Genomic DNA, 14,316 nt, shown 5'->3' with positions numbered 1-14,316 from the left:
CCCCTGCCCTGCAGGGGTGTCAGGGGGTGTCGTCGGTGGCGTCGACGAGGCCGGCCTCGTAGGCGATGACGGCGGCCTGGACGCGGTTGCGAACGTCCAGGCGGGTCAGGATCGCGCTGACGTAGGCCTTGACGGTGCCTTCGACGACGTGGAGGCGGGCGGCGATCTCGGCGTTGGACAGCCCGGCGCCCAGCAGGGCCAGGACGTCGCGTTCGCGGGGGGTGAGGCCGGCGGTGCGGCGGCGGGCGCGGGCGCCGCCGGACAGGCGGCCGCCGCCGAGTTCGGTGATGACGCGGTGGGCGACCTTCGGGGACAGGTAGGCGGCGCCGCCGGCGACGGCGCGGACGCCGGCGATGAGTTCGCGGGGGTCGCCGGATTTGAGGAGGAAGCCGCTGGCGCCGCCGGACAGGGCCCGGGCGATGTATTCGTCCTCGCCGAACGTGGTGAGCATGATGACGCCGGTGGCGGGGGCGGCGCGGCGCAGTTCGGCGGCGGCGGCGAGGCCGTCGAGGCGGGGCATGCGGATGTCCAGGAGGGTGACGTCGGGGCGGTGCCGGAGGGTGAGTTCGACGGCCTCGTGCCCGTCGGCGGCCTCGGCGACGACGTCGATGCCGGGGTCGGCGGTCAGGATCGCCCGGACGCCGGCGCGGATCATGGCCTCGTCGTCGGCGAGCAGTGCCCGGATCACGGGTTCTCCTGTCGTTGGCGGTGCTGGTTGCTGAGCCGGCCGGTGTCGTAGGCGTTTTTTTCGGTGAGCCGGCCGCCGGTGAAGCAGAGGCGGTAGATGCGGGAGATGCCGAGCAGGTCGGCGTCGGGCCGGTAGTAGCGGCAGTCGGCGTGGGCGGGTTCGGGGACGGTGTCGCGGACGATTCCGGCGCCCATCGTCTCCATCGGCGGGAGGGTGTCCCGGACGCGGTCCTGGGGGGTGCCGACGCGCAGTGCGGCGTAGTCGGCGGGTGGCAGGACGGAGTTGAGGGTGGCGTAGATGTAGTAGCCGGCCATGAGGGCGCCGATGGCGGTCATGAGCGCGGCGGGGACGGCGATCGCGGTGATGAGGCCGCGGCGGACCTGGCGGCGTTCGCGGGCCAGGTGGCGGGCCGATTCGGAGGGCCACTCCCCCGGCGGGGGGACGGTGAGGCCGAGGGCGGCGCGCAGTGCCGTCGCGGCCGTGGACGCGGGCCTGGAGGCGGGCCTGGGCGCGGTGGTGACGGTGGCGGGCGGGCCGGTGGGGCGGCCGATGGGGCGGCCGGTGGGCGGGGTCCGGGGCAGGTCGGCGGTGACCTCGAAGCCGCCCGCGGGGGTGGGGCCCGCGTGCAGGGTGCCGCCGAGGAGGCGGACCCGTTCGGTGAGGCCGGTCAGGCCGCGGCCGCCGGAGGGCAGCAGCGGCGGCCCTCCGGGCGGGGCGTCGTTGGTGACCGTGACCGTCACCGCGCCGCGCGGCCCGGCCCGCTCCCCCGGCTCGGCGGTTTCGCGGGGTTCGGGGTGGGTCAGGTGCACGGTGACGGCGGCGCCGGGTGCGTGCTTGGCGGCGTTGGTGACGGCCTCCTGGACGACGCGGTGGGCGGCGAGCGCGACCATCGGCGGCAGGTCCGGCAGGTCCGCGGCGGTGCCGGTGAGGCGGACGGGGACGCCGGAGGCGCGGGCGCGTTCGACGAGGTCGGGGATGCTCTCGCGGGCGGGCCGGACCGGCGCGGTCCCGTCCGGCCCGCCCTCCCAGAGGCCGCTCTCCGCGAGGCCGGGCTCGCCGGGGGCGGTCTCGTCCGGGAAGGGGACGCCGGGGGCGGTGTCCTCGCGGAGCACGCCGATGATCTCGCGGAGGTGTTCGGTGGCCTCGGCCGCGCCGGCGCGCAGTTGCGCGGCGGCGTCGCGGTGCCGGTCGTCCAGGCCGGGCGCGACCTGCAGGGCGCCGGCGCGGACGGCGATGAGGGCGAGTTCGTGGCCGAGGGAGTCGTGCATGTCCTGGGCGATGCGGGCGCGTTCGCGGAGCCGTTCGCGTTCGGCGATGATGCGCTGCTCGTGTTCCAGGTGTTCGGCGCGTTCCCATCCGGCGTGCAGGAGTTCCTGGTACTGGCGCCAGTAGCGGCCGACCAGCCAGGGCAGGACGCCCAGCAGCACCAGCCAGACCGTGGAGGGGAACCAGGCGGTGACGGCCAGGCCGCGGGCGACGGACAGGGCCGTCCCGGCCACGAACACGGTGGTGAACACCCACAGCAGCGGCTGCGCGCGGGTGGTCCGCCTGCCGGTCAGGTAGGACAGCACCGGCATGGCGAACACGAAGTTGCCGTGCAGCAGGATCAGCGCGATGGAGGTGAGCAGGGCCGCCGTGGGCCAGGTGCGGCACACCGCGATGGCGGCGGCCAGGACCGCGAGGCCGCCGACCAGCAGCCACCACGACGCCAGCGTGGGCTGCAGCGGCGAGATCATGTCGACGGTGATGGGGAAGGCCAGGGCCGCGTACAGCAGGACGTCCTTGACCAGCGCGGGCCGGTGCGGGCGGCGGACGGCCTCGCGCAGCGTCCCGGGCCGGGCGGTCCGCGCGGCGGCGGCGCCGGCGGCGCGGGCCCGGGCCGCCGCCGCGGCACCGGCGCGCCGCGGGCCGGTGGCGGGGCGGGAGGCGGGGCGTGGGGACGCCGTGTCGTTCACGCGCTCCACGCTACAAGCCGGTGAACTGCGGTGTTACTGACGAAAGTCAGGGGTGCGGGCGGGGGCCGCGGCGATCGGCCGCCGCTGCGATGATCTTGGGGTGTGGTGTGGGAGGGGGCGCGGCTGAACTACGGTTGGCCCGTGACAGCGACCCCTCCCCGCCGGGTGCGCGGTGCCGTGCGCGCGGCCCGCGCGGCGGTCCGTGCGCCGTGGTGGCCGCGCGGCCAGGCCGCCGACGCCGTCCTGGCGGTCGCCGCGATGGCGGTGACGCTGGTGCTGACCGTGTCGGCCGGCAAGCCCGGGGACCGTGCGCTGTGGCCGGGCGGGGTCGCGCTGATCGTGGTGTCCACGCTCGCGCTGGCGGCGCGGCGGCGGCATCCGGTGGCGGTGCTGGTGATCGGGGTGGTCACGCCGCCGCTGTACTACCCGATGGGGTATCCGGACGGGCCGGTCGGGCTGGTGCTGTGGGTGGCGCTGTTCACCGCGGCGGTGGAGTGCCGGCTGGTGGTGTCGCTGGGCGCGGTGATCGTGGTGAACGCCGGGTTCCTGGGCGCGTCGCTGTTCCGGGGCGGTGGCGGCGGCGACCCCGAGGCGATCGTGGACGCGCGGGGTGTGGCGTCGCTGTCGCTCGTGCTGCTGGTCACCGTGGCCGTGGGGCAGTACGTGCGCAGCCGTCGCGACCGGGCCGAGGCGGCCGAGCGGCGCGCCGCCGAGGCCGAGCGGGACCGGGAGGCCGAGGCGCGGCGCCGCGCGATCGCCGAGCGGCTGCGGATCGCGCGGGAGCTGCACGACGTGCTGGCGCACCAGATCTCGCTGATCAACGTGCAGGCGGGGGCGGCGCTGTACCGCCGTGACGATCCGGACCGCGCGTACGCGGCGCTGGAGGCGATCAAGTCCGCGAGCAAGGAGACGCTGCGGGAGCTGCGCGGGGTGCTGGGCGTGCTGCGGCAGGTCGACGCGGACGGAGACGGCGGGTTCGGCGGGGGCGGCGGGGGCGGGGACGGCGGGCGGGTTCCGGGTGTGGGCGCGGCTGCCGCTGGACGGCCGTGACGATGGGGACGATGAGCGGGAGCAGAGGGAGGGGATCGCGTGATCCGGGTGATGCTGGCCGACGACCAGACGCTGGTGCGGGCGGGTTTCCGGTCGATCCTGGAGGGCGAGGACGACATCGAGATCGTCGCCGAGGCCGGGGACGGGGACCAGGCGGTGCGCAAGGCGTCGGAGCTGCGGCCCGACGTGGTGCTGATGGACATCCGGATGCCCGTCCTGGACGGGCTGGAGGCCACCCGCCGCATCATCACCGACCCGCGGCTCGACGCCGTCCGGGTCGTGATCTTGACGACGTTCGACCTGGACGACTATGTCTACGGCGCGATCAAGGCCGGGGCCAGCGGGTTCCTGGTCAAGGACACCGAGCCGCCCGAGCTGATCCACGGGGTGCGGGTCGTGGCGCGCGGCGACGCGCTGCTGGCGCCGACCGTGACGCGGCGGCTCATCGCCGAGTTCGCGTCCCGGATCACCGCGCCGCCGCCCGCCGTGGAGCTGAACTCCCTCACCGACCGGGAGCGCGAGGTGCTGGGGCTGGTCGCGGCCGGGCTGTCCAACGACGAGATCGCCGGGCGGCTGGTGCTGTCGCCCGCGACCGCCAAGACCCACGTGAGCCGCATCCTGGCCAAGCTGGGGGCGCGGGACAGGGCGCAGCTGGTGGTGCTGGCCTACGAGACGGGCATGATCCGTCCCGGATGGCTCGGCTGAACGGCCTCACGGCCGCCGGGCCCGGCGCGGGACCGCAACCGGGCGGGACGCGGCGGTGTTGAACGGATGTGACGGTTACGGACGAAGCTCTCTCCCCTCCCCCGGGCGGCGCCGCGGGCACCGGCGACGCGGCGGGCGCACGGGTCGTCGCGGCGCTGTCGCGTGATCTGGACGACGGGTTCGCGGTCCTGTACGAGGCGTACCGGGGGGCGGTGTTCTCCACCGCGCTGCGGCTGTGCGGGCGGTGGGCCGAGGCCGAGGATCTGTCCGCGGAGGCGTTCCTGCGCGCCTACCGGGCGCTGTGCGGCTACGGGGAGGAACGGATCGCCGGGCTGCGGCCGCGGGCGTGGCTGCTGACGATCCTGACCAACGTGTGGCGCAACAGCCTGCGGTCGGCGGCGCGGCGTCCGCCGCCGGGCCCGATCGACGACGTCCCCGACCCGCCCGACCCCGGGGAGGGCGTGGAGGACGCCGCGGCGCGCCGCGAGACCGGGCGTGAGCTCGGGGCGCTGCTGGCGCGGCTGTCGGGTGACCAGCGCGCCGCCGTCGTGCTGCGGCACGTCACCGACCTGCCCGTCGCCGAGATCGCCGCCGTCCTCGGCATGCCCGAGGGCACCGTCAAATCGCACATCTCCCGGGGCCTGGCCCGCCTCCGCGAACTCCGCGGCGGCGCGGGCCCGGACCCCGCAGAACATGATCCGCAGCAGGAGAAGGGGGGCACCAGATGACCCGCAACGACCCCACCGGCGAGGCACCCGGCCCGGGCGGGCTGGCGGCCGAACTGGCCGGGCTGGCCGCCGACGCGCCCCCGGACCTGCTGGACCGCATCGCGGCCCGCCGCGTCCACGTCCCCGGGCCGCTGCCCGGCCCGCCGCCCGGCCTGCAGGTCGCCTTCACCGACCACGGCGTCGCCTACCTGCGCGCCGGCATGGACGAGCGGGAGTTCGCCGCCGCGTTCCGTGCCCGGTTCGGGCGGCCGCTGCTGCCCGCCGCCGCGCCGCCCGCCGGGCTGGTGCCCGCGCTGCGCACCGGGCGGCTGGGCGGCCTGCGGCTGGACCTGCGCGGCCTCAGCGAGTTCGAGGCCGCCGTGCTGCGCGCCGCCGCGCAGATCCCGCGCGGGCAGATCCGCCCGTACGCGTGGGTGGCGCGGCGGGCCGGGCGGCCCAGGGCGGTCCGCGCGGTCGGGTCGGCGCTGGGCCGCAACCCCGTCCCGCTGCTGATCCCCTGCCATCGCGTCACCCGCTCGGACGGGACGCTCGGCGACTACGTGTTCGGCGCCGGCGCCAAGGAGCGGCTGCTGCGCGCCGAGGACGTCGACGTCGACGAGGTCACCGACCTGGCGCGGCGCGGCGTGCGGCTGGTCGGCAGCGACACCACCGGGATCGTGTGCTACCCCACCTGCGCCGACGCGCGCCGGATCACGCCGGGGCACCGGCGCGGGTTCGGTGACCTGGCCGCCGCGGAGGCCGCCGGGTACCGGCCGTGCCTGCACTGCCGCCCGGGCGACCCGCGTCCCGCCTGACCCGCCCCCGGGGCGGGCGGGACCGGCGCGGCGGCATAGATCGGCCCGGGGCGGGAATGGGGCGGTCCCGTCCACCTGCGGGAACGGCCCCGCAGGGACGGCCGACCAGGGGGGAGGCCGCCATGCGCGTCGTCGTCACCGGCGCCACCGGCAACATCGGCACCAGCACCGTCCGCGCCCTCGCCGCGGACCCGGACGTCACCGCCATCACCGGCCTGGCCCGCCGCGAACCCGGCCGCGACGCCGACCCGGCCGGGACCGGCGCCGATACCGGCAAGGTCGAGTGGGCCGAGGCCGACGTCACCGACAGCGACCTGGTCCCGCTGATGCGCGGCGCCGACGTCGTGGTGCACCTGGCCTGGCTGTTCCAGCCCACCCACCGCCCGGCGGTGACGTGGGACGCCAACGTGGTCGGCAGCTCCCGCGTGTTCGACGCCGCCGCCGAGGCCGGTGTGCCCAACCTGGTGTACTCCTCGTCGGTCGGCGCCTACTCCCCCGGCCCCAAGGACCGGGCCGTCGACGAGTCCTGGCCCACGCACGGCTGGCCCGGCGCCGCCTACAGCCGCGAGAAGGCCTACGTCGAGCGGCTCCTGGACGTGTTCGAGGCCCGCAACCCCGGGTGCCGTGTCGTGCGGATCCGGCCCGGGTTCATCTTCGAACGCCAGACCGCGTCGGAGCAGCGGCGCCTGTTCGCCGGGCCGCTGCTGCCCGGCCGGCTCGCCCGTCGCGACCTCGTCCCCGCCGTCCCGGACCTGCCCGGGCTGCGGCTGCAGGCGCTTCACTCGGCCGACGCCGGTGAGGCGTTCCGGCTCGCCGCGACCGGTAAGGCCCGCGGCGCGTTCAACATCGCCGCCGAACCCGTCCTGGACGCCGCCGAACTCGCCGACATCCTCGGCGCCCGCACCGTCCGGCTCCCGGCGCGCGGCGTGCGGGCCGCGCTGGCCGCCGCGTGGACCCTGCACCTGGTGCCCGCCTCCCCCGGTTTGTTCGACCTGGCCCTGGAGATCCCGATCATGGACGTGTCGCGGGCCCGCGACGAGCTGGGCTGGACGCCCCGGCACACCGCCCGCGAGGCCATCGAGGAGTTCCTGGAAGGGCTGCGGACCGGGGCCGGGCGCGACACCCCGCCGCTGTCGCCCGAGACCGGTGGGCCGATGCGCGCCCGCGAGTTCGTCACCGGCATCGGCCGAAAACCCTGACCGCGCCCGCACATCCGCCCACACGGGACATTCACCAGCGCCGGACACGAACCCGGAGGTCACCATGCCGACGATCACTCCCGACCACCTGCACGCTCTGCTGGCCTCCGCCGACCGCGACGCCGCGCTCGTCGTCGTCGCCGGCAAGGCCACCGTCGTCCCGGCCGACCCGTCCCGCGACGGCGGGCCCGAGGAGACGCTGGTCATCACCACCCGGGACGCGGTGATCGCCGAACTCGACACCGGCGCCAACGAGGAGCAGATCGAACGCCTCGCCCAGCGCCTGGACGTCGCCCTCGAAAGCCTCGGCGGCTGAACCGGCCCGCCGGGGCCGCAGGCGACCGGAGCGGCGACCCAGAGGACCGGGAGCAACGGACGGACCGGGAGAGCCGGGAGGAACGGGAGGACCCGGGGGATCGCTCAGCGGCCCTCCCCGCGCCCTCCGTCGCCGCCACGTGGACGCTCACCGTCCGGACCGTCCGGCCTGTCCGACTCATTCGGCCTGTCTGGATCGTCCGCGCGGACGCGGCGGCGGTGGCTGGTGTCGCAGAACGGGTAGGCGCGGCTGCGCCGGCACATGCACAGCGCCACCAGGAAACGGTCCGACACGACCGTCCTCCCGTCCTGCAGGACCACCTCGACCGGGCCCTCCACCAGCACCGGCCCGCCCGGCACCATCCTGACCCGCCGCCGGTCCCGCCCGCCTCCGTCTGGCGGCGCCGCCTGCTCAGGCCGCCCGGCGGCGGCGCGGTCAGGCCGCGCGGCGGCCATGGCCCCCACGTTCCCGCAGTCCCTCGTGCCCGTCGTGCCCGTCGTGTCCGTCGCTTTCCGCGCACGCCGCGTGCCGCGCAACGCCCTCGACCCGGTCGGCGCGCACCACCACGAGGTCCTCGTAATGCTGCCCGGGACGCAGCAGCCCCCGCGCCCGCAGTTCGGCGGCCCGTCCGCGCATCACCGGGCCCAGCGGTTCGCGCCGCCGCGCCACCACCGACGCCCGCATCCCGGCGCGCCGCAGCGCCACCAGCGTCGCCGCCACCCCGTTCAGCGCCGAATGCACCACCAGCAGCGTCCCCGACGGCGTCAGGTGCCGCGGCGCCGCGGCGCAGATCCGGTCCAGCAGCACGCGGCCGCCCGGCCCCGCCTCCCACGCGCGGGCCCGCCCCCGCGCCGACGCGGGGTCGGCGTCGCCCGCCACGTACGGGGGGTTGGCGACGATCACGTCGAACACCTCGCCCGCCACCGGCGCGAACAGGTCGCCGCGCAGCACCCGGACCGGCAGGCCCCGCACGAGCGCGTTCACCCGCGCCGCCAGCACCGCCTGCGCCGACACGTCGACCGCCACGACCTCGCAGCCGTTCCGCGCGGCGGTCATCGCCACCGCGCCCGTCCCGGTGCCCAGTTCCAGCACCCGCGCGCCCGCGGGGATCCGCGCGCTGCGCAGCGCTCCCGCCAGCAGCCGCGTGTCGGACTGCGGGCGGTACACGCCCGGCGGCCTGAGCAGCAGCATCACCGGCCCCTCTCGTCCGCGGCCACGGAACCGCCCGGCGAGCCCGGCAGCGGACGGCGCAGCGACGACCGCGGCGGCCGCCCGGACCAGGACCCCAGCAGATGCGCGGCCAGGCGGTCCTCCAGCAGGCCCGTCGCGCGCACCCCCAGCACCACGTCCCCCGCCAGGCCGGGCTCGTCCTCCAGCAGCCCGCCGATCACGTCGTGGCGCAGGACCTGCTCGTGGACGGCGTCGGCCTCGATGTGCTCGGTGTAGAACAGGACGGCCCGCGGCCCGGCCCCCAGCCGCTCCAGCGCCCGCGCCATCCGCCGCGCGGACGGCGCCGTGGTGATCTCCGCGGCGGCGAAATGGCCGACCAGCGCGCCCCGCAGCGACCGCCGCAGCCCGAACAGCGACATCATGTTCACCGTCGCCAGCATCACCGCCGGCGCCGCGTCCACGTACGCGCCGTAGGAGGGGTCCAGGCCCAGATCGTCCAGCAGGTCGGCGTACAGGCCCTGGTGGATCATCTCCGGGCGGCCGCCGCCGAACTCGTCGTGCTCCACCGCGGCCAGCGCCGTCTTGGCGCGGCCCCGCAGCCTGGGCACGACCCACGCGTGCGGGTCGGCCTCCTTCAGGTGGTACACCGACCGGAGCGCCGCGTGCTCCAGCAGCTGCCACCACTGCCCGTCGTCGCGCAGATGGTGGGTGACGCCGCGTGCGCCGACCGGCTCGGTCAGCAGCTCCGCCAGCGCGTCCTGCACGCCGGTCCCGCCGGGGCGTCCCGCCGTGTCCCGGCGCAGCGCCGCCAGGAAGGCCCGCTCCATCACCCCGCGCAGCCGCAGCAGCCCCGGATCCCACTCCCAGTCCGGGTCCACCCCGGCGAACCCGCGGTAGTGCAGCTCGAAACAGGTGTGCAGCGCCAGCTGCAGATCCTCGCCGTACGGGTCGGCGGACCCGGCCCGCCGCACCGCGTGCGCGGCCGGTGCCCGGCCCCGCGCGGGGCCGGGCGGCGGGCCGGCCGCCAGTGCCTCCACGACCGCCCGCGACAGGGGCCCGCGCGCGGCGGGCAGCACCGGCACCGCCTGGCGCGCCGGTCGGAGGGGCGCCCGAGGGGGCCGCTGAGGCGCCGGTTGAGGGACGTGCCCGGGGGATTGCAGAACGGTCATGTGTCCTCCGTGGTGCGGGGGATGTCCAGCAGCGGTACCCGCTCACACGCGTCCCATACGCCCGGTTCCTCCCCCGGTGCCGCTCCGGCGGCCCGGCCCGGCCCGTCCGCCGGGACGTCCGGGGCGCCGCCCGCGAGCCCGCCGGACTCGGTCTGCCGGGCCAGCAGGTCCACCGCGGCGCGGGGGCCGCCCCGCCCGGCCGCGCGGCGCTGCCGGTCGGCGCCCGTCCCGGCGCGGCGGACGCCCTCCACCAGCGTGAACACGGTGTCCAGGTCCCCGGTCCCGGCCAGCGCCGGGCCGACGCGGGCGAGCAGGTCCTCGCCCCGCCGCCACGCCGGCACCGCCCGCCGGGTGAACGGGTCCAGCGCGGGGCCGTCCATCCCGTGCCGCGCCGCGTTCCACAGCGCCGCCGCGCACACCTGCCCGTCCACGGGCGGGGCCTCCCGCCCGCCGGCCAGGTCCCGCAGCGCCGCGCCGACCAGCCCCCGCACCAGCGCCGCCTGCAGCACCGCCTCGTCGGCGGTCGCCGCCGCGTCCGCCGCGCGCACCTCCACCGTCGGCCACCGCGGCGACGGCCGCGCCAGCCAGAAACTCATCGCCTCGTCGACCAGGACGCCCGCCTCCACCAGCGCCGCGACGCGCCCGTCGTACTCGGCCGCCGACGCCGAGAACGGCGGTGTCCCCGCGCCCGGGAACCGCGTCATCTCCACGATCCGGCGGCAGGCGTAGCGGCTGGCGCGGCCGTGGTCGAACGGGGAGTTCGCCGACAGCGCCACCAGCACCGCCAGCCACGGCCGCAGATGGTTCACCACCGCCACCGCCGTCTCCCGGTCCGCGACGCCCACGTGGACGTGGCAGCCGCACGCCTGATAGTCCTCCACGACCTCCCCGTACGCCGCCGTGATCGCGGCGAACCGGTCGCCGGCCGCCACCGGCGGCGGCCGCCCGTCCAGCACCGGCGTCCCCGCCGACACCAGCCGCGCGCCGGCCGCGCGCGCGGCGCCGGCGAGCCGCGCCCGCCCGCCGCGCAGCTGCGCCCGCAGGTCCGCGAGGTCCCGGCACACCCCGGTCGCCGCCTCCACCTGCGAGGTGAGCAGCTCGGCGTGGAACGCGGCGCCCGACGCGCGCCACGGGTGCGGTTCCGCCCCCGCCAGGACCCGTTCCGCGTGCGGGACGCACACCCCCGACCGCGGGTCGACCAGCAGGAACTCCTCCTCGACCCCGAGGGTCACCCCCGGCTCCCCGGCGCCGCCCCCGCCCGCGTCGTGCCCGCCCATGCCGCATCCCCCCTGAGCCCCGCGCACCGGTCCCCCGCGAACCGTGCGGACCCCGCCGCCCGGGGGCCCGCCATACCGGGATGCCCGGCCAGAACCGCCCCTCCCTCCCCCATCCAAGATCCTTTCCGCGAGGTGGGGTCCGGTGACCGGATCGTTCCGCATCGCGCCGCGATGATGCCTGCCGGACGCCGCCGCGCCCGGGCAGCATCACGGACATGAACCACGACACCGGCATCAGCCGGGCACTCCTCGTCATCGACGTCCAGGAGTCCTTCCGCCGCCGCCCGAACTGGCGGGCCGTGTCGGCCCCCGACATCGACGCCCGCGCCGCCCGCCTCGCCGCGGCCGCCCGCGCCGCCGGCGACCTGGTCGTGTGGATCCTGCACGCCGAGCCCGGCACCGGCGGCGCGTTCGACCCCGACCTCGGCCACGTCCGCCTCATGGACGGCCTCACCCCGGCCGCGGGCGAGCCCGTCCTGACCAAGACCTCCCGCAACGCCTTCACCACCACCGCGCTGCAGCGGCTGCTCACCGAGCACGGCGTCCGGGAACTGGTCATCTGCGGCATCCAGACCGAGCAGTGCTGCGAGACCACCGCGCGCCTGGCCGCCGACCTCGGCTACCGGGTCACCTTCGTCACCGACGCCACCGCGACCTTCCCCATCCCCCACCGCGACGCCCCGCCCGGGCGGCCCCTGGCCGACGTCCTGGCCGACCCCGCCACCCTGCCCGTCGACCAGATCATCGCCCGCACCGAGTACGCCCTGGCCGGACGGTTCGCCGACATCGCCTCCCTCGACGACCTCGCCCCCGGCGCGGTGGGCGCTGTAAGCTGACCGGATCGTGACCCGGATCGCCTTCCTGCTCGTCCCCGGAGTGCACCTGCTCGACCTGGCCGGGCCCGCCCAGGTGTTCTCCACCGCCGCCGACGACGGCCTGCCCTACCGGCTGTCCTACATCGCCGACCACCCCGGCGCCGAGCCGGGAGACGCGCACGCGGAGGGCACCGGGACCGAAGACGCCGGGACGCTGGGCGTCGTCACCGCCCAGGGCCTGCCCCTGCGGGCCCCCGCCGCCTGGCCGCGCCTGACCGCCGGCGACATCGTCATGGTCCCCGGATGGCGGTGGGGCCGCGGCGGGCCGCACGCCCCGCCCGTCTCGCGCGGCGCCGCCCGCCTGCTGGCCGCCCACCACGCCGCCGGCGGGCTGGTCGCCAGCGTCTGCGCCGGCGCGTTCGCCCTCGCCCACGCCGGGCTCCTGGACGGCCGCCGCTGCACCACCCACCACGAGCTGCAGGACGCCCTGGCCCGCCGCCACCCCCGCGCCACCGTCGTCCCCGACGTCCTGTACGTCACCGACGGCCGCGTCGTCACCTCCGCCGGCATCGCCAGCGGCATCGACCTGGCGCTGCACCTGCTGGCCGCCCGGCACGGCCCCGGCGCCGCCGCCCGCGCCGCCCGCGCCATGGTCGTGTACGCGCGCCGCAACGGCGACGAACCCCAGGCCGGGATCATGCTCCGGCACCGCGGCCACCTCAGCGACGCCGTCCACCGCGCCCAGGACCTCATCGACGCCGGCTACACCCGCCCCCTGCCGCTGGCGGCCCTGGCCGCCGCGGCGGGCGTCAGCGAACGCACCCTCACCCGCCGCTTCACCGCCGCCACCGGGCTGACCCCGCTGCGGTACCAGCAGGAACTGCGGCTGGAACGCGCCGGGCACCTCATCGGCCAGGGCGCCACCGCCGACGCCGCCGCCCGCGCCGTCGGCTTCACCGACGCCCGCATGCTCCGCCGCCTCCGCGCCCGCACCCCCTGACCCGCCCCGCCCGGCCCGCCGGGTGGCTCAGGGGGACGGCGGCGGGGCGAGCGCGCCCGACAGGAACAGCGTGGTGGCCGACGCGCTGGCCTCCTCCACGCTCAGCCGGTGCCGGATGACCCGCGACACCACGCCCTCCAGCAGGCTGAAGTACAGCTCGGCCAGCGTGTGGACGGGCAGGTCGCGGCGGAAGGCCCCGCAGGCGGCGCCGCGCTCGAACACCGCCCGCAGCGGAACCGCGAGCTGCCGCTCGACGCGCCGCGCCTCCCTGGGCGAGGAGTCGAACAGCCCGAGCGCCCGGTACCGGCTCGTCGCCGCGATCGTCGCGCGCGTCATCCGGGCCACGGCCTCCTCGATCGGCACCGCGTCCAGCCGCGCGTCGGCGAGCCGCTCGGTCAGCTCCGACAGCGCCGCCTCGTACAGCGCGTACAGCAGCGCCTCCCGGTTGGGGAAGTAGCGGTACAGTGTCGCCCGCGCCACCCCGGCGGCCTGCGCGATGTCGGTCATGCTCGCCGACTCGCCCCGCTCGGCCAGCACCGTGGCGGCCACATCGAGAATCCCCGCACGCACATGGTCGCGCAGGATCATGCTCCTGGTCATCGCGCGGAACGCTACACCACTGTCACAAGTTTCCGACACCGTGCGTCTCTGCCGAGACAGCGTGTCTTGCCGCTCGCCGATCGTGGCGACCGCCGAGCGGCGCAGCGAGTCCGCGCTCGCCGAACACCTCGCCGGCTGACCCGGCGGCCCGGCCCGCTACGGGGAGACCGGAACCTCGACGTATCCGGGCGCGCCGCGCCGCAGCGACGCGCGCCCGGCGGTGACCTGCGCGGCCCACGCCTCGAAGTCGTCCAGGTCCGGGACCGGGACGGTGACGTCGGCCTCCACGCCCTCCCCGTAGCGGACGTCGCCGGGCCGCACGCCGCGGCCGTGCAGGTCGCCGAGGAACCGGCCCGCGAGCGCGTGGTCGACGCCCACGGTGACCGTCACCACCGGGCGCAGCTCCACCACCCCGACCGCGTCGACGGTGCCGGCGACGGCCTGCGCGTAGGCGCGGGCCAGGCCGCCCGCGCCGAGCTTGACGCCGCCGAAGTAGCGGGTGACGACCGCGACGGTGCCGGTCAGCCCGCGCCGCGTCAGCACCTCCAGCATCGGGATGCCCGCCGTCCCGGCCGGTTCGCCGTCGTCGCTGCTCTTGGCGATCTCGCCGTGCTCGCCGACCACGTAGGCGGTGCAGTTGTGGGTGGCGTCGCGGTGCGCCCGCCGGTGCCGGGCCAGGAACGCCGCCGCCTCGGCCTCGCCGGCGGCGCGGGCGAGGGTGCAGACGAAACGGGACTTGCGGATCTCCAGCTCGCGGGAGCCCGCCTGCCTGATCATGCGCATGGTCGGCACCGAGTGTAGGCGGTGCCGGGCCGTCCGGCGCGGCCGGTCCGGCGCGGGCCGTTTGACA

The 14,316-nt window shown here is 77.1% G+C and carries 16 protein-coding genes; 8 read left to right on the top strand and 8 right to left on the bottom strand.

What is annotated here, in order from left to right; all coding sequences use genetic code 11:
- Positions 1–19: 19 nt before the first annotated feature.
- Together ACTWPP_RS33455 and ACTWPP_RS33450 are read right to left on the bottom strand one after the other, a co-directional pair.
- Entirely contained in the window at positions 20–688 is a 669-nt protein-coding gene (locus ACTWPP_RS33455; protein ID WP_443108389.1) for a response regulator, read from the bottom strand.
- Positions 685–2,643, bottom strand: coding sequence for a sensor histidine kinase (locus ACTWPP_RS33450; RefSeq protein WP_443108388.1), 1,959 nt, complete (start codon positions 2,641–2,643; stop codon positions 685–687). The genes ACTWPP_RS33455 and ACTWPP_RS33450 overlap by 4 nt, the downstream gene beginning before the upstream one ends.
- A 141-nt stretch (positions 2,644–2,784) precedes the next feature.
- On the opposite strand from ACTWPP_RS33450, the gene ACTWPP_RS33445 reads away from it, so the two are divergent.
- The 6 genes from ACTWPP_RS33445 to ACTWPP_RS33420 all read left to right on the top strand — a co-directional run bounded on the left by ACTWPP_RS33445 (position 2,785) and on the right by ACTWPP_RS33420 (position 7,435).
- Positions 2,785–3,693: a histidine kinase dimerization/phosphoacceptor domain-containing protein gene (locus ACTWPP_RS33445; protein WP_443108387.1), complete on the top strand. Its 909-nt coding sequence runs from the start codon at positions 2,785–2,787 to the stop codon at positions 3,691–3,693.
- Between the two features lie 39 nt (positions 3,694–3,732).
- Positions 3,733–4,398, top strand: coding sequence for a response regulator (locus ACTWPP_RS33440; RefSeq protein WP_443108386.1), 666 nt, complete (start codon positions 3,733–3,735; stop codon positions 4,396–4,398).
- Positions 4,399–4,466: 68 nt separating this feature from the next.
- On the top strand, positions 4,467–5,126 hold the full coding sequence (locus ACTWPP_RS33435) for an RNA polymerase sigma factor (protein WP_443108385.1): 660 nt from the start codon (positions 4,467–4,469) through the stop codon (positions 5,124–5,126).
- Complete coding sequence (locus ACTWPP_RS33430) at positions 5,123–5,920, top strand: methylated-DNA--[protein]-cysteine S-methyltransferase (RefSeq protein WP_443108384.1); 798 nt, start codon at positions 5,123–5,125, stop codon at positions 5,918–5,920. Before ACTWPP_RS33435 ends, ACTWPP_RS33430 begins: the two co-directional genes overlap by 4 nt.
- Positions 5,921–6,042: 122 nt before the next feature.
- Positions 6,043–7,119 carry an NAD-dependent epimerase/dehydratase family protein gene (locus ACTWPP_RS33425; protein WP_443108383.1) on the top strand — a complete coding sequence of 359 codons (1,077 nt, stop codon included), beginning with the start codon at positions 6,043–6,045 and terminating at the stop codon, positions 7,117–7,119.
- A 64-nt stretch (positions 7,120–7,183) separates the two neighbouring features.
- Positions 7,184–7,435, top strand: coding sequence for a hypothetical protein (locus tag ACTWPP_RS33420; RefSeq protein WP_443108382.1), 252 nt, complete (start codon positions 7,184–7,186; stop codon positions 7,433–7,435).
- Between the two features lie 104 nt (positions 7,436–7,539).
- On the opposite strand, the gene ACTWPP_RS33415 is transcribed toward ACTWPP_RS33420, so the two are convergent.
- The 4 genes from ACTWPP_RS33415 to ACTWPP_RS33400 are packed head-to-tail and all read right to left on the bottom strand — an operon-like array spanning position 7,540 to position 11,051.
- Positions 7,540–7,890 carry a CDGSH iron-sulfur domain-containing protein gene (locus ACTWPP_RS33415; protein WP_443108381.1) on the bottom strand — a complete coding sequence of 117 codons (351 nt, stop codon included), beginning with the start codon at positions 7,888–7,890 and terminating at the stop codon, positions 7,540–7,542.
- A complete protein-coding gene (locus ACTWPP_RS33410; RefSeq protein WP_443108380.1) occupies positions 7,871–8,626 on the bottom strand; it encodes a HemK2/MTQ2 family protein methyltransferase in 756 nt (251 codons plus the stop codon). The genes ACTWPP_RS33415 and ACTWPP_RS33410 overlap by 20 nt, the downstream gene beginning before the upstream one ends.
- The gene (locus tag ACTWPP_RS33405) at positions 8,626–9,774 is read right to left on the bottom strand and encodes an iron-containing redox enzyme family protein (protein WP_443108379.1); all 1,149 of its coding nucleotides are present in this window, start codon (positions 9,772–9,774) and stop codon (positions 8,626–8,628) included. The genes ACTWPP_RS33410 and ACTWPP_RS33405 overlap by 1 nt, the downstream gene beginning before the upstream one ends.
- Positions 9,771–11,051 (bottom strand): carboxylate-amine ligase, encoded by a 1,281-nt coding sequence (locus tag ACTWPP_RS33400; RefSeq protein WP_443108378.1) that lies wholly within the window; start codon positions 11,049–11,051, stop codon positions 9,771–9,773. Before ACTWPP_RS33400 ends, ACTWPP_RS33405 begins: the two co-directional genes overlap by 4 nt.
- 215 nt (positions 11,052–11,266) lie before the next feature.
- Here ACTWPP_RS33400 and ACTWPP_RS33395 point away from each other — a divergent pair, with 215 nt between their 5' ends.
- Both ACTWPP_RS33395 and ACTWPP_RS33390 read left to right on the top strand, forming a co-directional pair.
- A complete protein-coding gene (locus ACTWPP_RS33395; RefSeq protein ID WP_443108377.1) occupies positions 11,267–11,887 on the top strand; it encodes a cysteine hydrolase family protein in 621 nt (206 codons plus the stop codon).
- A gap of 7 nt (positions 11,888–11,894) precedes the next feature.
- Entirely contained in the window at positions 11,895–12,866 is a 972-nt protein-coding gene (locus tag ACTWPP_RS33390) for a GlxA family transcriptional regulator (RefSeq protein ID WP_443108376.1), read from the top strand.
- Positions 12,867–12,893: 27 nt separating this feature from the next.
- Here ACTWPP_RS33390 and ACTWPP_RS33385 read toward each other — a convergent pair whose 3' ends face one another.
- Positions 12,894–13,466, bottom strand: coding sequence for a TetR/AcrR family transcriptional regulator (locus ACTWPP_RS33385; RefSeq protein WP_443108375.1), 573 nt, complete (start codon positions 13,464–13,466; stop codon positions 12,894–12,896).
- Between the two features lie 156 nt (positions 13,467–13,622).
- Positions 13,623–14,249 (bottom strand): IMPACT family protein, encoded by a 627-nt coding sequence (locus ACTWPP_RS33380; RefSeq protein WP_443108374.1) that lies wholly within the window; start codon positions 14,247–14,249, stop codon positions 13,623–13,625.
- Positions 14,250–14,316 lie beyond the last annotated feature (67 nt).

The organism is Actinomadura sp. 3N407, assembly GCF_052245875.1.
Taxonomy (GTDB): Bacteria; Actinomycetota; Actinomycetes; order Streptosporangiales; family Streptosporangiaceae; genus Spirillospora.
Note: the sequence above shows the minus strand (reverse complement) of the source record. Positions and strands in the feature narration are given on the sequence as shown.